Raw genomic sequence first — 17,632 nt, 5'->3', positions numbered from 1 at the left:
ATGCCACGCACCATTCGAATCGCGTCCGTGAACGTCAACGGCGTGCGCGCCGCATACCGCAAGGGCATGGGCGACTGGCTCGAGACGAGGGGCGTCGACGTGCTCGCGTTGCAAGAGGTGCGGGCGACTCGCGCCGACCTCGAGCCGCTCATCGGCGACGGCTGGCACCTGGTCAACGACGAGACGACGGCCAAGGGGCGAGCCGGCGTCGCGATCGCGTCGCGCCTGCCGATCGTCGAGTCGCGCACCGCTTTCGGCGCCGATGAATTCGACTCGGCGGGGCGCTGGATCGAGGCCGACGTCGACGTCGACGGCACGCCGCTCACGGTCGCGAGCGTGTATGTGCACTCGGGCGAGGCCGACACCCCCAAGCAAGACGAGAAGTGGAAGTTCCTCGACGCGCTGGCCACGAGGCTCCCGGAGCTGGCCGAGCGCGGGCGCGTCGTACTGCTCGGCGACTTCAACGTCGGCCACACCGAGCTCGATATCAAGAACTGGCGGGGCAACCGCAAGAAGGCAGGGTTTCTCCCCGGGGAGCGCGCCTACTTCGACCGATTCTTCGGTGAGATCGGCAGCGAGGTCACGTGCGTCGACGGCACCGTCGGCACGGGGCTCGGTTGGGTCGATGTGGGCCGCCGCCTCTCGGGCGAGGTCGAGGGTCCGTACTCGTGGTGGTCGAACCGCGGTCAGGCCTTCGACAACGACACGGGCTGGCGCATCGACTACCACATCGCCACGCCCCTGCTCGCGGCACGCGCGTCGAATTACCTCATCGACCGCGCCGCCTCGTATGACGCCCGCTGGAGCGACCACGCTCCCGTCGTGGCCGACTACGAGATCTAGCGAGCCGCCCCGGGCTGGTTCCGCAGTTCGAACACGCCGCCCGGCGGCACCGCGCGACCGCGCAGCCCCGGACCTCAGAGACCGTCACACGAAACGAGCACGCCATCATGACCAAGCCCGCTCTCTACTCCGCCATGCAGCCGAGCGCCGATTCGCTGCACCTCGGCAACTACGTCGGCGCGCTCACGAACTGGATCACGATGCAAGACGAGTTCCGCGCCGTCTATGCCGTCGCGAACCAGCACGCGATCACCGTGCCGTTCGAACCCGCCGAGCTGCGCGATCGCACGCGGGCCACCGCTGCACAGTTCATCGCGGCAGGTATCGACGCCGACAGGTCGGTGCTGTTCGTGCAGTCCGACGTGCCGGCGCACGCGGAGCTCACCTGGGTACTCAGCGCCATCACCGGCTTCGGCGAGGCCGGCCGCATGACACAGTTCAAGGACAAGTCGCAGCGGCACGGCACCGATGCGCAGAACGTCGGGCTCTTCACCTATCCGATCCTCATGGCCGCCGACATCCTGCTCTATCAGACCGAGCGGGTGCCTGTGGGCGAAGACCAGCGGCAGCACGTCGAGCTCACGCGCGACCTCGCTCAGCGGTTCAATGCACGCTACGGCGAGACGTTCACCGTGCCGCAGGCGCACATCGTCAAGGAGTCGGCGAAGGTCTACGACCTGCAGGAACCGACCGCCAAGATGTCGAAATCGGCGGCCTCCGACGCCGGTCTCCTGCGCGTCCTCGACGACCCCAAGGTCACGTCGAAGAAGATCATGCGAGCGGTGACCGACGCCGACGGCGAGATCCGGTTCGACCGCGAGACGAAGCCAGGGGTCTCGAATCTGCTCACGATCTATTCGGTACTCAGCGGCACGCCGATCGACGGTCTGGAGCGCGAGTACCAGGGCCGCGGCTACGGCGACCTGAAGAAAGGCCTGGCTGAAGTCGTCCAAAGCGTGTTCGCCCCGATCCGCGACCGGGCGAACGAGCTGCTCGGCGACCCGGCGGAGCTCGACCGGTTGCTGGCGCGAGGCGCTGAGCAGGCGAACGAACTCGCCGAGGGCACCATCGCCGACGTCTACGAGCGAGTCGGATTCCCTCGACCGACCCGGCGGGTATAGGCCCGCGTCGGGCTAGCATGGTCCGATGCCCCGGGCACTCGTCATCATCCCGACGTACAACGAGCGCGAGAGCCTCGAATCGATCGTCACCCGCGTCGTCGCGGCCGACCATCGCGTCGACGTGCTCGTCGTCGACGACGCCTCGCCCGACGGCACTGGAGATGTGGCGGACGCGATCGCCGCGCGAGAGCCGCGCGTCACGGTGCTGCACCGCGCGGGCAAGCTCGGGCTCGGCACCGCCTACGTCGAAGGATTCCGCATCGCGCTCGATCGCGACTACGACGCCGCCTTCGAGTTCGACGCCGACGGCTCCCATCCGCCGGAGCGCCTGCCATCTATGCTCGACGCGCTCGATGACGGCGCCGACCTCGTGATCGGCACGCGGTGGATGCCCGGCGGGCGCACGGAGAACTGGCCGCTCCAACGCGTCCTGCTGTCACGCGGCGCATCGCTGTACGCACGCACGCTGCTGCGGTCGAGCATCCGCGATATCACCGCCGGCTACCGCGGCTACCGCGCCGACGTGCTGCGGGCGTTCGACCTCGGGGCGATCAGGTCAAACGGCTACTGCTTCCAGATCGAGACGGCGTGGATGGTGGAACGTGCGGGCCTGCGTATCGACGAGGTGCCGATCACCTTCACCGAGCGCGAGGCGGGCGCATCGAAGATGTCGCGCGCTATCGTCGTCGAGGCCGTGTGGCGCGTCGCAGCCTGGGGCATCGGCTCACGGCTGCGAGACCTGCACGGCCTCGTGCCCGCCCCGCTCGGCGGGCCGACCGTCATCTCCGAAGGCCAGCTATGAATGACAGCAGCCCCGAGCGCGATCCCTCGGCCGCGCCCGTCACCCGCTTCGAGGTCGAGACGACGATTCCGACGACGCATGGGGCGTTCCGCGTGCGTGCGTACACCACCACGATGGGCGATTCGGGGCCGGACCTGACCAACCTCGCAATCGTCGCGGGTGAGGTCGCCGACGGGGCGCTCGTGCGCGTGCACTCGGAGTGCATCACGGGAGAGGCGTTCCACTCGCTGAAATGCGAGTGCGGCCCGCAGCTCGACGCCGCACTCGATCGCATCCACGCCGAGGGCGGGGTCGTTCTGTACTTGCGTGGGCACGAGGGCCGCGGGATCGGCCTGCTCAACAAGCTCCGGGCGTATGCGCTGCAGGAGCAGGGGCTCGACACGGTCGATGCCAACACCGCCCTGGGCCTGCCCGCCGACGCGCGCGACTACTCGTCGGCCGCCGCGATGCTCGACGACCTCGGACTGCCGCGCATACGCCTGCTCACCAACAACCCCACCAAGCAGCATGCGCTCGAGTACTACGGCATCGAGGTCGTCGAACGCATCCCGCTCGTGGTCGGCCGCAACGACGTCAACGCCGCCTACCTCGACACGAAGGCCGCGCGCATGGGCCATCGGTACGAGCCGGATGTCATCTCCGGCCACGACACCCACACGGGCACGGGTAGCCACGCGATCTAGCATCCGGCTGGCCCTGTGGGCGATCGGCAGGCTGACGACCCTCAACGTCGTGCTCGCCGTGGCCTGGTAGCGGGGCGCCGGGAAAGCCACGTGGGGCGGTGCGAGATACGCACCGCCCCACGCCATTCCCCCCAGAATGTCCACCCGCTCTCGGCGGGCGGAGGACCTCTGCGGCGCGAACGCCGCGGGAACCGGGCCCCCCGGCCCGAGTTCCGAAGACACACTACGACGAACTCGCCCTTGTGGCGACTCAGATTCACCCCTTTGTGAATGGAATTCACCCACCATACTGGTCGATCGACCAAGTTTTCCCGCTCTCATCGGGAATTCCGGCGTGAGCAGGGCTTGTCTGTGCCGTCAAGCGAATTTCGCGCGCGGACTTCGATCGGCGTGTCGCGCGACCCGGCGGGCGCGGCCACCACCACCGCCCCGGCCACGGCCCTGACCCGACCCCCGACCCCGGCTGCGGCTGCGGCTGCGGCTGCGGCTGCGGCTGCGGCTGCGAAGTACTGTTGGAGGTCATGAGCGCCGTCAACGAGCATCCCGATCCAGAAGTCTCCGATCGCGCCGAAGCGAACGGCACGGCGACGGGTGTCGACGGCTCATCGGGCGCCGGCCGCCGCGAGCCGCGCGGCCGACGCCGCGCACGGAGCGGGCGTCCCGGCGACACGGAACAGCGGCCCCGCGCGACCTTCGGACAGCTCCTCCCCTACCTCCTCGAAAGCCCCGGCCTCATGGGCGGGATCGTCGCGATCTCGATCGTCGGCGCCGTCTTCTCGCTGGCCCAGCCGCTGCTCGTCGGCGTGCTCATCGGACAGGTCGAGGCGGGGACGCTTGCGCAGTGGCTCCTGTGGGCACTCGTGGGCGTCGTCATCATCGGGGCCCTGTTGCAGGGATTCCAGCACTACCTGCTGCAGCGCACGGGCGAGTCGATCGTGCGCACGACGCGCCGCAAGCTCGTCGCCAAGCTCCTGCGCCTGCCGATCACCGAATTCGACGCGCGCCGCACGGGCGACCTCGTCTCGCGTGTCGGCAGCGACACGACCCTCTTGCGGGCCGTGCTCACGCAGGGGCTCGTCGAGGCGGTCGGCGGGCTGCTCACCTTCGTCGGCGCAGTCGTGGCGATGGTCATCCTCGATCTCGTACTCTTCGGCGTCACCGTTGGCGTGGTGGTCGCCGCGGTCGCCGCAGTCGTCCTCCTGTCCGGCCGCATCCGCACCGCGAGTGCCGCGGCGCAGGCGAAAGTGGGAGAGCTCACGTCAGCCGTCGAGCGATCGATCTCGTCGGTGCGCACGATCCGCGCGTCGGGAGCCACCGAGCGCGAGGAGCGCCTCGTCGCGGATGACATCGAGGGCGCATACCGCCGAGGCCTCGATGTCGCATCGGCGTCCGCCCTCATCGTCCCGGTCTCCGGCGTGGCGATGCAGGGCGCGCTCATCGCCGTCCTCGGCCTCGGTGGCCTGCGCGTCGCGGCCGGCGACCTCTCGATCGCCAGCCTCATCGCGTTCATCATGTTCCTGTTCATGATGATCATGCCGCTCGGCCAGTTCATCGGCGCGATCGCGGCTGTCAACTCCGCGCTCGGTGCGCTCGGGCGCATCCAAGAGATCATCGACCTGCCCGAAGAGGGGCACGACGACCGCGACCACGGGCCTGTCGTGGAGGTGCGCGGGGCGGCGAACGTCGAGGACCGTCCGGATGCTCCCGCACTGGCGTTCGATCGCGTCTCGTTCCGCTACCCCGACACCGTCGTACGCGCCCGCACGGCGAGAGCCCGCGCAGCGGCGAGACTCGATCGCTTCGCGACGGGTCGCCGCCGAGGCGGCGCCATGTCGCTCGGCGGCGACGACAGCGGACTCGATGAGCTGTTCCGCGCTGACGACGAAGCTGCGGCACCGGCCTCCCCACTCGTCCTCGACGACGTGTCGTTCGAGGTGCCACGCGGCACGCGGGTGGCCCTCGTCGGCCCGTCCGGCGCCGGCAAGTCGACGTCGCTCGCCCTCATCGAGCGGTTCTACGACCCCACCGAGGGGAGCATCCGGCTCGGCGGCATCGATCTGCGCAACATCGACCGCGCCGACCTGCGTCGGCAGATCGGCTACGTGCAGCAGGACGCACCCGTGCTGGCCGGAACGCTCGCCGAGAACCTGCGGCTCGGCCGCCCCGACGCCAGCGATGACGAGTGCGAGGCGGTCCTGCGCGAAGTGAACCTGGGCGGCGTGCTCGATCGCTCCCCCGAGCGCCTCGCGGCGGCGGTCGGCGAAGCCGGCGTGATGCTGTCTGGCGGCGAGCGTCAACGCCTCGCGATCGCCCGCACACTGCTCGCGGCCTCGCCGATCCTGCTGCTCGACGAGTCGACGTCGTCACTCGACGGCGCGAACGAACGGGCGATGCGCGACGCGATCGACCGCGTCGCCGAGGGCCGCTCGCTCATCGTCATCGCGCACCGCCTCTCGACGGTGGTCGATAGCGACGAGATCGTCGTGCTCGACCGCGGCCGGGTGGTCGGCCGCGGCACCCACGAGCAGCTTGTCGAATCGACGCCGCTCTACCGGGAGCTCGCGCAGCACCAGCTGCTTGTCCCCGCGGAGCGCTGAGTCGGGGGCGCCTACCCCTGGCGCCCCTTGAACCGGGGATGCTGCCTATTGATGACGTAGACCCGACCGTGGCGACGCACGATCTGCGCCCCCGGTTGCTGCTTCAGTGACTTGAGCGAGGCTCGAACTTTCACATCTTCTCCTTATTGGGAACGGTTATCATTACAAGCTAACCACTCGTCGAACCGGATTGCGAGCCCACCCATGAGGACACCCGTCGACATCGTCGCGGTCGTCGGCCCCGACACCCCCCAACGCAGCGCGTACGCGGGAAGCCGAGCGCGGCGCGACGGCAGACCCGTCGTCATCTCCGCCGACGCCCTGCGTCACACGCTCGACCCGATCGAGGCAGCCATCACCATGCTCGAGCACACGCCGGCCGACCGCGTCGTCATCGAGCTGCCCGGCCACCTCTTCGCGCCGCACGTCATCGGCACCTTCGCCGACCATGGCGACGCGTTTCCCCTCACCGAGATCGTGTGCATCGTCGACGCCGCGCTCGCCCTTCCGACACTCAGCGGCATCGAACCGCCGACCGGGTTTGCAGCACCATGGGCGGTCGCGCGGCCACCGCAGTCGCCGGCCGTCGCGGTGAGCCAGATCGAGTTCGCCTCGACGCTGCTGCTCGTCAACTGGGAGGCGGTCCCGACCACCGAGCTCTCGATGCTCATGGCCCTTGTCAATCACCTGGCGCCGACGGCCCGCCTGTGCATGCGAGCCCACGAACCCGCCGGCGTGTGCGATCACGGGCACGTCACTCCATACCCGGCCGCGCAGGAGCGGCCAGGCTGGGTGGCACTCCTGAACGAGGAGTTCGCGCCCCACATGACCGACCCCCGCGTGCGTGCGTTCCGCTACGAGCAGTTCCGCCCATTCCACCCCGGCCGTCTCAAACGCCTGCTCGAACGAGAGATCGGCACGGGGGCGTTCGGCACGGTCATCCGCTCAGCCGGATTCTGCCGGCTCGCGACCCGATCCCACCTCACGGCGCAGTGGAACCACACCGGACCCAGCATCTCATTCACGCCGCTCGCGAACGACGGTGACCTCGACGAGCACGACCTGCTCTCCGTCGGGCAGGATCTCGCCTTCATCGGCCTCGACCTGCGCGAGGGCAAGCTTCGCGCGGCGCTCGACAGCGCGACCCTGACCGACCACGAGTTCGCCGACGGTCCGGTGACGTGGCGCGACTACCCGGACCCGCTGCCCTCTTGGGAGCCGGCTCCACGCGCCAATGACTGAGCCAGCCTCCCGAGAAGGGTCGCCAGCCCCGCCACGAGGGGTGCCCCACCGGGCCGGGAGTGCGGAAGGGCACCGCCGTTCGTACGGTGGTGCCCTTCGGGTGAGCGCGACGGCGGGGCCGAGAGCCCTGGGCTCAGTGCTCGTCGTAGTGGTCGTCGTGTTCGGCGTGCTTGTGGCCGTCGTGCAGGTAGTCGACGTGACCTTCGTGCTGCACGGCCTCGTGGCCGCAGTGCTCGCTGTGCTCGTGCTCGGTCTTGGTGTGCTCTGCGCGGGTTTCGGTCGCGGTCATGATGCTGCTCCTTCGTGTGTGCGTTCCTTGCCCGATTCGGGCTCATTCACGTGCGCGAGGGCGTCGGCCACGACGTGTGCCACGTGGTGATCGGCAAGCCGGTACTCGACCGCCTTCCCGTGTCGCGTCGATGAGACCAGCCCCTCCTGCCTCAGCGTCCGCAGATGCTGCGACACCAACGGCTGCGAGTAGCCGGACTCCCGCGAGAGCGCCCCGACCGTTTTCGGTTCGTGTTCGAGCAGCCGCAGCAGGAGGAGCCTCGACTCGTTGCCGAGGATCTTGAACAGCTGGGCCGCCTCGGCGAGCCCGCTCTCTTCGCGCACAACAACACCTCACCATATATATGCAGTAATTGCAATATGTTTATATTATCGAGAACGGATGTCATGTGCAACTGCGCGACCGGAGTTCAGCTCGCGTGGGCCCAGCGCAGGCCGGCGCAGGCCGAGTTCACCGGCTCAGGCCGGCGTCGACGGCTCGCCCTCGATCTCGATGCCGGCGACCTCGAGCGCGCGCAGGGTCTCGCCGACGCGGGCCGGGTTGACGGCCGCGGTGAGGTTCGCCCGCACACGAACGTCGAAACCCGCGCGTTTGGCGTCGAAGGCCGACTCGCGCACGCAGTGGTCGGTCGCGATGCCGACCACGTCGACCCGCGTGACGCCGACGTCGCGGAACACGGCCGCAAGCATCCTGCCGTCGTCGGTCGTCCCCTCGAACGCGGAGTACGCCGGCAGCCCCTGGCCCTTCCGCACGTGCACCCGCACGCGCGAGAGGTCGAGCTCTGGGTGGTACTCGGCGCCGGGAGTGCCGGCGACGCAGTGCACCGGCCACGTGTCCATGTAGTCGGGCTCCTCGTCGAGCGCGAAGTGGCCGCCGTTGTCGCCCTCGGCGTTGTGCCAGTCGCGCGACGCAGCCACGACGCCGTAGCGGTGCGCATCTCGCTCGAGAAGCGCCGAGATGCCACGGGCCACGGCGGCACCGCCCTTCACCTCGAGCGCTCCGCCCTCGGTGAAGTCGTTCTGAACGTCGATGATGAGCAGCGCGGAAGTCATGCGGCCATGATGCCAATCGACGCTGACCGCTCGAGCAGACGTCTACCAGTCGGCCAGCCCACCGCCGCATCGATACGTCGCGGCAGCGATCGAGTCGAGCACGTCGCGGTTGGAGATCTGCACCGGGCCGGCCACGTAGTACGCGAACGTGATGCGGGTGCCGTCGGCCGAGTCGATGAAACCCGCGAGCCCATACACCTCGTCGATCCACCCGGTCTTTGCTCGGATCGACGCGGCCGGAACACCGGAGGAGGCCGGGTCGAAGCGCGTATTGAGCGTGCCGCTGATGCCAGAGGCTGGCAGGTCGTCGAGTATGCGGCCGAGCCCGAACTCGTCGCCGCCGACGAGTTGGAGCAGTGCGACCTCGAGCCTGGCGGTCACGCGATTGTCGCGGCTGAGGCCGGAGCCGTCCATCGCGGTGAACCCCGCGGCGTCGAGCCCGAGGTTCTCGACGGCCTGGGTGAGCGCGGGGTTGATGGCGTTGTAGGTGTTGCCCGCGCCGGACTCGATCGCCACGAGGCGCGCGAGGGTCTCGGCCACGACGTTGTCGCTGTCGAGCAGGGCATAGCGGATGAGCTCGGAGACGGGCTGCGACCAGACCTCGGCCAGCATCGGCGCGCCCTCGGGCACGCGCTGCGTGCCGAGCACGTCTGCCGCCGACAGTCCGAGCCGTTCGGCGAAGTGTGTCACGGCGCTCTCGGCCGGCTTCTCGGTGCGCAGCGATACGAGCGACTGCGGCCCCTGGCGGCCGCCGTCGACCATGAGCGCCGAGATCGGGGGCATGTAGCCGTCGAGACGGTCCTGCTCGTTCCACGTCTGGTGCCACTCGTCGCCGTCGTAGAACGAGTCGTCGTAGCTGACGGCCCTGATCGCCTGGTCGCCCCGCGCCTCGAGCGTCTGGTTCGCGAGGTCGCTGAGGTACGCCGTCGCACCGTTGTAGTAGCTCGTCTGGCCGGGCGAGAGCGACGTGAGCGTCACGTCGCCGTAGCCGACGATGATCACCTCGCCCTGCAGCTCCCCCGCGTACACGCGGGTCGGGATGCGGTAGTCGGGCCCGAGCACCGTGAGCGCGGCCGCCGCCGTGATGAGCTTCATGGTGGATGCCGTCGGGTTCGGGCTGCCCGCCCGCCGGTCGAACAGCACCTCGCCCGTCTGCGAGTCGATCGCGTAGCCGTGGAACTCGAGGGCGCCGGGCTGGGCGGTGATCTCGTCGAGGGAGCACGTGCGCAGCGGCGCCGCCCCGGGCGGCCTCTCGGGCGCGAGCTGCGCGGAGTCATAAGCCTTGGGCGCCGACGTCTCGCCGGCGGCGACGGTAGTTGATGCGGCGAACGCCGATCCGCCGGCGAATGCGGCGCCCGCGATGAGCACCCCGACGAGCACGACGACGATCGCGAGCGGCACCGGCACGGCACGCGGTTCGCGGCGTTTGCGCGCGTCGGTGACCGTCCAGGGCGGCGGGGCGGCAGCGGCGTTCGTCCGCCCGTCGCGCCGCGTCGTCACCGGTCGCCGGGTCTGCCCCGTGTTCTGCTCACCGCCCTGCCGCACCGTGCGATGATCCCACGACCGATCGACGTCTGCATGACGTGCCGACCATGCGACATCGCCCGGCCGCCCACCCCCCGTGACCATCACGGTGCCGAGGCGGCACGGCAGGTCGCCTATCCCGCCCGTTGAACCGCCTCGGCACCCTCAAGGTCCTCGCCCTCGGCGGGCGCGGCGACGTACGCCGCGCCGTCGCTGCGCGGGTCGGCGGCCGCGTCGAACCCCGTCCCGACGCGCCGCACCACGTTGGAGTGACCGAGCATCTCGGTCAGGGGCGGCACCGTCACGATCGGGTAGCCCTCGTCGTGCAGCCGAGCGACCACCTCATCCGGAACGTCGGCCTCGGCGTAGACCGAGTCCGATCGATCTCCCGGCGCGTACGCGCCCACCGTCCACCGGGGTGCCGCGACCGCCTCGGCCGCCGACGCCCCGCCCGCCAGTCGCAGCAGCAGTTGCGTATGGATCTGCGCCTGTGCCTTGCCCCCCATCGTCGCCTGCACGAACGCCGGCTCACCCGCCGCGTCGGTGACGACGACCGGCATGAGGGTGTGCGCCGGGCGCACGCGCGGCCCGAACCGACCGGGCGCGGCGGCGTCGAGCGAGAACGAGTAGCCCCGGTTATGGAACAGGATGCCCGTGCCCGGGTCGTAGACGCCCGAGCCGAAGAGGTGGAACTGGCTCTGCACGAGCGAGACCGCCCAGCCCTCGGCGTCGGCCGCCGCGATCCCGATCGTGTCGCCTCGTGCAAGACGCGGGTCGGGAACCGTCGCCGGCTCGGGCAGGTCAACGTCGCCGTGGACGAGGGGCGCGATGTCGACGGGCGCGTGCCGCGGGTCTCCGAGCGCGGTGTCTCGAAGGTGATTCGCCTCGGAGAAGAGCCGAGCGATGAGCTCCGGCGCCTCACGCTCGCTCGTGTCGAGCGCCGCGGCGGCCCGCAGCAGCCCGAAGCCCTGCGTGTTCGGCCCGAGCGTGCTCACGCGCAAGCCCCGCCAGTCGATCCCGATCGGGTCGGTGCGGTCGGCCGCGAACGATGCGAAGTCCTGCGCCGTGAACCGTGCCCCCTTGGCCGCGAGGCCGGAGACGACCTCGTCCGCCAGCTCCCCCTCGTAGAAGGCGTCGAACCCGTCGCGTTCCAGCAGTTCCAGCGTGCGGGCGAGCGCCGGCTGCATGAGCCGCTCTCCACGGCGCAGGGGCCGGTCCTCGATGCCGAGCGCGGCTCGAGCATCCGGGTCGTCGAGCGTCGCCCACTCGGCCGCGAGACACATCGCGAGCGACGACGAAACCGTCACGCCATCGCGGGCGGCCTCGATGGCGGTGCCGAGGTGCGCCGAGCGGCCGAGTCGTGCGCCGACCTCGGCGAGCACCGCCCAGCCGCGCAGCGCGCCCGGCACGGTGATGGGGCCGACGCCCCGGCGCGGAATCTCGGCACCGTAGCGGTCGACGAGCTGCTCGAGGCTCTCGCGCTCCGCCCCCCACCCGGTCGCGTTGACCCCGTGCAGCCGCCCGTCCGGGTCGCGCACGATGGCGACGAGGTCGCCGCCGATTCCGGTGTTGTGCGGGTAAACGACGGCAAGCGTCGCGGCCGCGGCGAGCGCCGCGTCGACGGCGGTTCCCCCGCTGCGGAACGCGAGTTCGCCCGCGCGGGTCGCGAGCCGGTGCGGTGTCGCGATGGCCCCGTTCGTCGGCGTCATGGTGGCGTTGGTCCCTCTCGGTGGTGGGTCGCTTGCGTGCGTCATCGGACCTGGGCCAGGAACGACGCCGTGCGAGGGCTCTTCGGGTTCGAGAAGAGCTCGGCCGGCGGAGCCGTCTCGATGATGCCGCCCTCGTCCATCACGACGATGCGGTCGGCCACGTCGCGCGCGAAACCCATCTCGTGGGTGACGACGATCATCGTCATGTGCTCCCGGGCGAGGTCTTTCATGACCGCGAGCACCTCGCCCACCATCTCGGGGTCGAGCGCGCTCGTCGGCTCGTCGAAGAGCATGAGTTTCGGCTTCATGGCGAGCGCCCGGGCGATGGCGACGCGCTGCTGCTGCCCACCCGAGAGGTTGCGGGGGTGGGCGTCGGCCTTGGCCGCCAGGCCGACGCGCGTGAGGAGCTCGTGCGCCCTCGCCTTCGCCTCGGCCGGGCGCTGCTTGAGGATCCGCACGGGCGTGTGCCAGACGTTCTCGGCGGCCGTCATGTGGGCGAACAGGTTGAACTGCTGGAACACGAAGCCGATGTCGCGCCGCTGGGCAGCGATGGCCTTCGATGACAGCTCGGTCCGTTTGCTGCCGTGACCCTGGTAGCCGATACGGTGGCCCGCCACGTGGATCTCGCCGGAATCGTGCGGCTCGAGCCGGTTGATCGTGCGCAGTAGCGTGGTCTTCCCCGCGCCCGACGGGCCGATCAGCACGACGACCTCGCCACGGTTCACGTCGAACGAGCATCCGGTCAGGATGCTGTGCTCGCCGATGCGTCGCGACACGTCGCTCACGCGGACTAGGGGCTCGGCCGACGCCTGCGGGGGCGCTGATTCGTTGCTCATGCGTTTGTCCTCTCAACACCGCCGACGCGGGGGACGGTCGTGAAGCGTGTCCATGCTCGGGCGGCCAGGCTCTGCGGCACCGGGATGCCGACGCGCCGGTTGAGCGCGCGCTCGATGGCGGCCTGGATGAACGTCCAGACCGTCGTGAGCAGCAGGTAGTAGATCGCGACGACGATGAAGATCTCGAAGGTCAAGAACGTGACCGAGCTGATCGACTGCGCCACGAGGAACATCTCACTGACGCCGATGATGCTCAGGATCGACGTCATCTTCATGAGGCTGTTGAACTCGTTGCCGAAGGGCGGCACGATCGTGCGGAGCGCCTGCGGCAGGATGATCCAGCGCATTGACTGCGCCGGCGTCATACTCAGGGCGGCGGCCGCCTCGAGCTGCCCCCGGTCGACGGCCTCGAGGCCGGATCGGATGATCTCGGAGATGTACGCGCTCTCGTGGATCGTGAGCCCGACGATCGCGGCGATGACCGCCCCTCGCACGAGGAAGCCGAACACGTACTGGTCCTCGAACCGGAAGACGCCTGCGGCCGCAAGACCGAGGTAGATGATCACGAGCTGCACGAGGAGCGGCGTGCCCCGGATCACCCAGATGTAGATGCCGGCGAGAACCCGCAGGATCGTCCAGCGGGAGCGCCCCGCGATGGCGATGATGAGCCCCACGATGACGGCGAGGATCATCGACGCGATCGAGATGACGATCGTGAGCCCGAAGCCCGCGAGGAACGGGCCGGACGGGGTGAGGAGGCTTTGCCAGAAGAATGGCCAGTCGAAATTCATAGGCGTCCCTTATTCATGGGCGTTCCTTCGATGGCCGCGCTACGCAAAGTACGAGATGGCTTCGAGGCTCTCGCTCGCGAGGATCCCGTCGTACGTGCCGTCGGCGACCATGTCCTCGACCGCCTGCTCGACCGCCGCCTTGAGCTCGGTCGAGTCCTTTCGCACGGCGATGCCGATGTCGAACGTTTCGAAGGGCTCGCCGGCGACGCGCAGGGCACCCTGGGACTCCGCCTCCATGTAGTACATGTCGGCCATCGAAAGGGACAACACGTCGAGCTGGTCGTTCAGCAGCATCTGCCGGCCCGTTGCGGCGCTGTCGATCTCGGTGAGCACGAGCTCGTTGCCCGCGTCGCACTCGTCGAATGCCTTCAGCGCGGCCGACGCCGAGGTCCCCGTGAGCGTTCCGACGCGCTGGCCGCACAGCTCCGGACCGAACTCGCTCACGGCGTCTTCGTCGTCCGAACGAACGAGGAGGCCTGACCCAGATAGGAGGTACGGCACGAAGTCGACGACCTCCTGCCGTTCTTCCGTGATGAACAGCGATCCCATGACGAGATCGCACTGTTCCGCCTCGAGCGATGGCACGAGCGAGGGGAACTGGGTCGACACGGCCCGGTACTCGAGCCCAAGCCGGTTCGCGATGTCGCGCGCCATGTCGATCTCGATGCCCTGCGGTTCCTGCGCCTCGTCGAAGTAGAAGAGCGGCATAGCGGCAAGGCCGAGGGCGGTGCACACCGGGAGCACGCCGGCCTCGCTGATCGCCGGCGGCGAGAGCAGCGGTTCATCCGGCGTGTCGGCGCCGTCGACCTCGGAGGCAGGGGTGCAGCCGGCGATGGAGATGACAACGAGGGCGGCACCCGCGACAGCGGCCGCGCCTCGGAACGAGAAGCTACGGGAGAGCATTTGGACTCCTTAGTGCATTGGTAGAACCAATAGATGGGAGAGTGTTTCGGTTGGAGCACGCGTTACTAGGATGCCCCTTCGACCCACAACGCGCGTTACGGCAGTGTTTCGCTTGCGTTATGTTTGGATTGTCACGCTAGTCCAGCTGCGAGCATTGCACAATTGGTTCAATCAATTGGAGTCGACCATGACCGAGATCGACTGGGAGCGATTGCGGGAACCCCGGCCTTCACTCACCGACTCGCTCTCGTTGTCGCTTGAACGACTGATCCTCGAGGGCGGGCTCAGCGACGGCGATCGCCTGCCACCCGAGCGCGAGCTCGCCGAGCGCATGGCCGTGTCGCGAGGCTCGCTCCGCGACGCGCTCCGCACGCTCGAGTTGCAGGGGCGCATTGAACGTCGGCAAGGGCGAGGCACCATCGTGCGCGACGCGAGCCAGTCGGCGGCCGGCGAGGCGCTCGTGTCGGGCTTGGCCCTCTACTCCGACGATTTCGCGCAAGCACTCGAGGTGCGGGCCTGCATCGAGCCGCCGATCGCGGCGCTCGCCGCCAGGCGAGCGACCGAGCTCGAGATCGAGCAGCTGCGCAGGATCCTGGATGACATGGCGCGTGACAACGACCGGGCCGAGTTCAGCCGGCTCGACCGCCTGTTCCACCGCGCCATCGCCCAGTACACCGACAACCCGTTGCTGCTGCGGTTGCTCGACCGGGTCTCGGAGATCCTCGACGTCACGCGGGCCTCCCTTCCGATCACTCGCGTCACCCGCCGGCTCGCGCTGCGCGACCATCACGCGATCCTTGACGCGATCGCCGCCCATGACCCCGAGGCGGCCGAGGCTGCGGCAGCGTCCCATATCGCCGGCATGTGGTCGAGCGTCGCGGAGGAGCGGCGACGCGCCATCGACGATGCGCCGGTTCCCTGACATCCGCCGCGCCGGCTCGCGACGGACGCTCGAATCGGCTCAGTCGCGCGGCTCCGGCGCGCCCATGCCGTCCCGGCCCGCGACGCGCAGGAGATCGACGAAGGCGCGGAACGAGGTCGCGACCGGCGTGAGCCCCCGTGCGCGGCCGCCGGCATCGACGGCTCGCTCGGCTTCGTGATCCCAGAACCCGATCGCCCCGATGTCGTCGACCTCGCGGCCCCGCGCGCCGCGTGCTGTGCGGAGGCAGAGCTGGTTGCCGCCGGCCGCGTCACCGATCGGCAGCCACCCGGGCGGGATGCGCCCCTCGTAGGCGGCGACCGCCTCGAACACGCTCCGCCCGTACGAGCTCGTCAGCCCGTGCATCCGCTCGATGCCGTCGGCGCCGCCGACCGCCCAGGCGGAGGGCATCGCCGCGACGAACTCGACGTCGTCGTCGTCGAGTTCGATGTCGCCGCCGTAACGCTCCAGCACCTCGAGGTAGTCGTCGGGCATCGGGCCGACGAGCGACGTCAGCTCATCGATCAGCTGCCGGACGCGCTGGGGTGGCACCGGCGTGATGGTCGCGCCGAGCGCGTCAAGCCGCCGCCAGACCTCGGTCATTCGGTGGACGTCCTCGCTCATCGGAACATCCTCCATGACCGCCGGCCACATCGGCCGCGGCCCCGATCGACCTGATGGGCTTGGTCGATCACCGGTATTCGCTCTGCCTTCCTGGCGCCTGCTGCCGGTTCCACGCCGTCTCCTCCGCGCCGCAAGACGATCCCGGGCGAGCGCGTCGCAGCCCACACGATCGCACCGGCCGCGACGAGCGCGACGAAGAGTCCCATGACGTGAGCGATGAGCGAAGGGATGCCCCGTTCGGGCAGCAGGAAGCCGTACGGCACCCAGCCGTCAGTTGCTCCGCGGATCAGAACGACGGTCACCCACACGACCGGGTACGGGAGAACGACCCAGAGCTGCCTCCACGGCAACCGGCCACGATCACCGACCGACAACCAGTCGATGGCGACGATGAGCGGAAGGAAGATGTGGAGAACGGCGCTCACCCAGGGTGGCGCCGATGCGGTACCGGGGACGAGTCCGTTGTAGACCACGGCGACGATGAGCAGACATGCTGTCGCGACCCCGCGCGCCACTGTCAGCCATGCTGGGACAGGACGCCCTGACATCATGAGCGTGCCCGTGGTGATGAGAACGCCGCTCGTCAAAAGACTGCTCAGGTTGGTGAAGTAGCCGAAGAAGTCGAACGGGTTGCTGTCGCCCACGGCGACGCGACCGGCGAACGTGGCGAGGAGCATGAGGATGACGGCCGTGCCAACACCAGCGCGCGCGAGCCCAACGGCGAGAACCGTGTTCCGCGTGGCTGATGCGTGGATCACAGCGGTCAGCCTAGAAGATCGACGCCATCGGACACTGCTGCCACCTGCCACTGCGCCACGTGAGAATCAACCTGTCTGGGATGATGAGTGGCATGGAACCTCTCCTCTCGGAGCTCCGCGTGATCGAAGCGGCTGAATCGCTTGCGCGGACTCTCGGAAGTGGTCCGAACCACACTGTTGCCGCGGCCGCCCTCGATACCCGAGGCCGCATTCACACAGCAGTGAATGTCTTTCACTTCACCGGCGGACCATGTGCGGAGCTGGTCGCGATTGGCGTTGCTGCCACCGCTCAGTCTGGGCCACTCGTCGCAATGGCAGCGGCGGGGAACCAGGAGCGCGGACTGATTCCGCCCTGCGGTCGTTGCCGACAAGTCATGCTGGACTTGCACCCTGACGCGCTGGTGGCTGTGCCCAGCCAGGACGGGCCGCGCATGCGGCCGATCGCGAAGCTACTGCCTGACACCTATTTCTCTCCCGACGCGGACGCGCAGCGGGTCTTCCGTCTCAACAAGCGATATCGCGACGCCGTCACGGACGGGAGCAAGTCCTCATCGGTTCGCTGGGACGAGTCCTGGAATGCAGGACCGGTGATCATCTACTTCGAGAACGATGAAGGCGCACCGCTGCCGGGAGAGATCACCGCCGTAAAGCGCTACCGCCTCAGCGAGCTCACGCAGGAACGCTTGCGGATCCGGCCCGACCAATCCGTCGAGGACTATGTATTGGGACTGCGCCGACACTACCCGCTGATGCCGGACGACGCCGTAGTCGATGTCGTTGACTTTTCGCTCCGGTAACAGTCAGTGAGGGGCCTGCTTACGGTTTGAACGCAGCGTAGACCTGATGCAGGAACAACTTGGCGACGTCGAGCACCCGGCCTGGCCATGTGCTGATGCAGGCCGCCACGTCGTCGAGGTCGGGGAGCGAGAAATCACAAAG

General features: G+C 69.0%; 19 protein-coding genes. 8 read left to right on the top strand and 11 right to left on the bottom strand.

The genetic code is table 11. The annotated features are described in order from the left end of the window. From F8O04_RS10645 to F8O04_RS10620, 5 genes are all read left to right on the top strand, one after another. Entirely contained in the window at positions 1-843 is an 843-nt protein-coding gene (locus F8O04_RS10645) for an exodeoxyribonuclease III (protein WP_158029361.1), read from the top strand. 107 nt (positions 844-950) lie between these two features. Next, entirely contained in the window at positions 951-1,964 is a 1,014-nt protein-coding gene (gene trpS, locus F8O04_RS10640; protein WP_158029360.1) for a tryptophan--tRNA ligase, read from the top strand. 25 nt (positions 1,965-1,989) lie between these two features. Next, positions 1,990-2,766, top strand: a complete 777-nt coding sequence (locus tag F8O04_RS10635) for a polyprenol monophosphomannose synthase (protein WP_158029359.1) — start codon at positions 1,990-1,992, stop codon at positions 2,764-2,766. After that, positions 2,763-3,449, top strand: coding sequence for a GTP cyclohydrolase II (ribA, locus tag F8O04_RS10630; RefSeq protein ID WP_158029358.1), 687 nt, complete (start codon positions 2,763-2,765; stop codon positions 3,447-3,449). The genes F8O04_RS10635 and ribA overlap by 4 nt, the downstream gene beginning before the upstream one ends. A 521-nt stretch (positions 3,450-3,970) precedes the next feature. After that, positions 3,971-6,046: an ABC transporter ATP-binding protein gene (locus F8O04_RS10620; protein WP_158029357.1), complete on the top strand. Its 2,076-nt coding sequence runs from the start codon at positions 3,971-3,973 to the stop codon at positions 6,044-6,046. A gap of 11 nt (positions 6,047-6,057) precedes the next feature. On the opposite strand, the gene ykgO is transcribed toward F8O04_RS10620, so the two are convergent. After that, entirely contained in the window at positions 6,058-6,180 is a 123-nt protein-coding gene (gene ykgO / locus F8O04_RS10615; RefSeq protein ID WP_158029356.1) for a type B 50S ribosomal protein L36, read from the bottom strand. A gap of 70 nt (positions 6,181-6,250) precedes the next feature. Between ykgO and F8O04_RS10610 the strand changes: the two genes are divergently transcribed. Continuing rightward, positions 6,251-7,288: a GTP-binding protein gene (locus F8O04_RS10610; RefSeq protein ID WP_158029355.1), complete on the top strand. Its 1,038-nt coding sequence runs from the start codon at positions 6,251-6,253 to the stop codon at positions 7,286-7,288. Positions 7,289-7,421: 133 nt separating this feature from the next. Here F8O04_RS10610 and F8O04_RS10605 read toward each other — a convergent pair whose 3' ends face one another. The 8 genes from F8O04_RS10605 to F8O04_RS10570 all read right to left on the bottom strand — a co-directional run bounded on the left by F8O04_RS10605 (position 7,422) and on the right by F8O04_RS10570 (position 14,392). Continuing rightward, positions 7,422-7,577: a zinc transporter permease gene (locus F8O04_RS10605; RefSeq protein WP_188726392.1), complete on the bottom strand. Its 156-nt coding sequence runs from the start codon at positions 7,575-7,577 to the stop codon at positions 7,422-7,424. Further along, positions 7,574-7,900 carry an ArsR/SmtB family transcription factor gene (locus F8O04_RS10600; protein WP_158029353.1) on the bottom strand — a complete coding sequence of 109 codons (327 nt, stop codon included), beginning with the start codon at positions 7,898-7,900 and terminating at the stop codon, positions 7,574-7,576. Before F8O04_RS10600 ends, F8O04_RS10605 begins: the two co-directional genes overlap by 4 nt. 135 nt (positions 7,901-8,035) lie before the next feature. Continuing rightward, positions 8,036-8,629 (bottom strand): isochorismatase family protein, encoded by a 594-nt coding sequence (locus F8O04_RS10595; protein WP_158029352.1) that lies wholly within the window; start codon positions 8,627-8,629, stop codon positions 8,036-8,038. A 42-nt stretch (positions 8,630-8,671) separates the two neighbouring features. Beyond that, entirely contained in the window at positions 8,672-10,174 is a 1,503-nt protein-coding gene (gene dacB, locus F8O04_RS10590; RefSeq protein WP_188726391.1) for a D-alanyl-D-alanine carboxypeptidase/D-alanyl-D-alanine endopeptidase, read from the bottom strand. A 113-nt stretch (positions 10,175-10,287) separates the two neighbouring features. Continuing rightward, entirely contained in the window at positions 10,288-11,862 is a 1,575-nt protein-coding gene (locus F8O04_RS10585; RefSeq protein ID WP_188726390.1) for a gamma-glutamyltransferase, read from the bottom strand. A 41-nt stretch (positions 11,863-11,903) separates the two neighbouring features. Continuing rightward, a complete protein-coding gene (locus F8O04_RS10580) occupies positions 11,904-12,698 on the bottom strand; it encodes an amino acid ABC transporter ATP-binding protein (RefSeq protein ID WP_158029349.1) in 795 nt (264 codons plus the stop codon). Further along, positions 12,695-13,489, bottom strand: coding sequence for an amino acid ABC transporter permease (locus F8O04_RS10575; protein ID WP_158029348.1), 795 nt, complete (start codon positions 13,487-13,489; stop codon positions 12,695-12,697). Before F8O04_RS10575 ends, F8O04_RS10580 begins: the two co-directional genes overlap by 4 nt. A 39-nt stretch (positions 13,490-13,528) precedes the next feature. Continuing rightward, on the bottom strand, positions 13,529-14,392 hold the full coding sequence (locus F8O04_RS10570) for a transporter substrate-binding domain-containing protein (protein WP_158029347.1): 864 nt from the start codon (positions 14,390-14,392) through the stop codon (positions 13,529-13,531). A gap of 187 nt (positions 14,393-14,579) precedes the next feature. On the opposite strand from F8O04_RS10570, the gene F8O04_RS10565 reads away from it, so the two are divergent. Then, on the top strand, positions 14,580-15,314 hold the full coding sequence (locus F8O04_RS10565; protein ID WP_188726389.1) for a FadR/GntR family transcriptional regulator: 735 nt from the start codon (positions 14,580-14,582) through the stop codon (positions 15,312-15,314). A gap of 39 nt (positions 15,315-15,353) precedes the next feature. On the opposite strand, the gene F8O04_RS10560 is transcribed toward F8O04_RS10565, so the two are convergent. Together F8O04_RS10560 and F8O04_RS10555 are read right to left on the bottom strand one after the other, a co-directional pair. Then, entirely contained in the window at positions 15,354-15,935 is a 582-nt protein-coding gene (locus F8O04_RS10560; RefSeq protein ID WP_188726388.1) for an SMI1/KNR4 family protein, read from the bottom strand. Then, positions 15,932-16,693: a Pr6Pr family membrane protein gene (locus F8O04_RS10555; RefSeq protein ID WP_225735010.1), complete on the bottom strand. Its 762-nt coding sequence runs from the start codon at positions 16,691-16,693 to the stop codon at positions 15,932-15,934. The genes F8O04_RS10560 and F8O04_RS10555 overlap by 4 nt, the downstream gene beginning before the upstream one ends. 92 nt (positions 16,694-16,785) lie before the next feature. On the opposite strand from F8O04_RS10555, the gene F8O04_RS10550 reads away from it, so the two are divergent. Then, positions 16,786-17,490, top strand: coding sequence for a hypothetical protein (locus F8O04_RS10550; protein ID WP_158029344.1), 705 nt, complete (start codon positions 16,786-16,788; stop codon positions 17,488-17,490). Positions 17,491-17,632: the final 142 nt, after the last annotated feature.

This window comes from Pseudoclavibacter endophyticus (genome assembly GCF_008831085.1).
GTDB classification, from domain to species: domain Bacteria; phylum Actinomycetota; class Actinomycetes; order Actinomycetales; family Microbacteriaceae; genus Pseudoclavibacter; species Pseudoclavibacter endophyticus.
This window is presented reverse-complemented; position numbering and strand designations above follow the sequence as displayed.

What these genes read in the sequence shown, in the direction of transcription:
- F8O04_RS10645 (WP_158029361.1), top strand. Translation starts at nt 1, where the DNA reads ATGCCACGCACCATTCGAATCGCGTCCGTGAACGTCAACGGCGTGCGC.
- trpS (WP_158029360.1), top strand. Translation starts at nt 951, where the DNA reads ATGACCAAGCCCGCTCTCTACTCCGCCATGCAGCCGAGCGCCGATTCG.
- F8O04_RS10635 (WP_158029359.1), top strand. Translation starts at nt 1,990, where the DNA reads ATGCCCCGGGCACTCGTCATCATCCCGACGTACAACGAGCGCGAGAGC.
- ribA (WP_158029358.1), top strand. Translation starts at nt 2,763, where the DNA reads ATGAATGACAGCAGCCCCGAGCGCGATCCCTCGGCCGCGCCCGTCACC.
- F8O04_RS10620 (WP_158029357.1), top strand. Translation starts at nt 3,971, where the DNA reads ATGAGCGCCGTCAACGAGCATCCCGATCCAGAAGTCTCCGATCGCGCC.
- F8O04_RS10610 (WP_158029355.1), top strand. Translation starts at nt 6,251, where the DNA reads ATGAGGACACCCGTCGACATCGTCGCGGTCGTCGGCCCCGACACCCCC.
- F8O04_RS10605 (WP_188726392.1), bottom strand. Translation starts at nt 7,577, where the DNA reads ATGACCGCGACCGAAACCCGCGCAGAGCACACCAAGACCGAGCACGAG.
- F8O04_RS10595 (WP_158029352.1), bottom strand. Translation starts at nt 8,629, where the DNA reads ATGACTTCCGCGCTGCTCATCATCGACGTTCAGAACGACTTCACCGAG.
- F8O04_RS10585 (WP_188726390.1), bottom strand. Translation starts at nt 11,862, where the DNA reads ATGACGCCGACGAACGGGGCCATCGCGACACCGCACCGGCTCGCGACC.
- F8O04_RS10580 (WP_158029349.1), bottom strand. Translation starts at nt 12,698, where the DNA reads ATGAGCAACGAATCAGCGCCCCCGCAGGCGTCGGCCGAGCCCCTAGTC.
- F8O04_RS10575 (WP_158029348.1), bottom strand. Translation starts at nt 13,489, where the DNA reads ATGAATTTCGACTGGCCATTCTTCTGGCAAAGCCTCCTCACCCCGTCC.
- F8O04_RS10570 (WP_158029347.1), bottom strand. Translation starts at nt 14,392, where the DNA reads ATGCTCTCCCGTAGCTTCTCGTTCCGAGGCGCGGCCGCTGTCGCGGGT.
- F8O04_RS10565 (WP_188726389.1), top strand. Translation starts at nt 14,580, where the DNA reads ATGACCGAGATCGACTGGGAGCGATTGCGGGAACCCCGGCCTTCACTC.
- F8O04_RS10560 (WP_188726388.1), bottom strand. Translation starts at nt 15,935, where the DNA reads ATGAGCGAGGACGTCCACCGAATGACCGAGGTCTGGCGGCGGCTTGAC.
- F8O04_RS10550 (WP_158029344.1), top strand. Translation starts at nt 16,786, where the DNA reads ATGGAACCTCTCCTCTCGGAGCTCCGCGTGATCGAAGCGGCTGAATCG.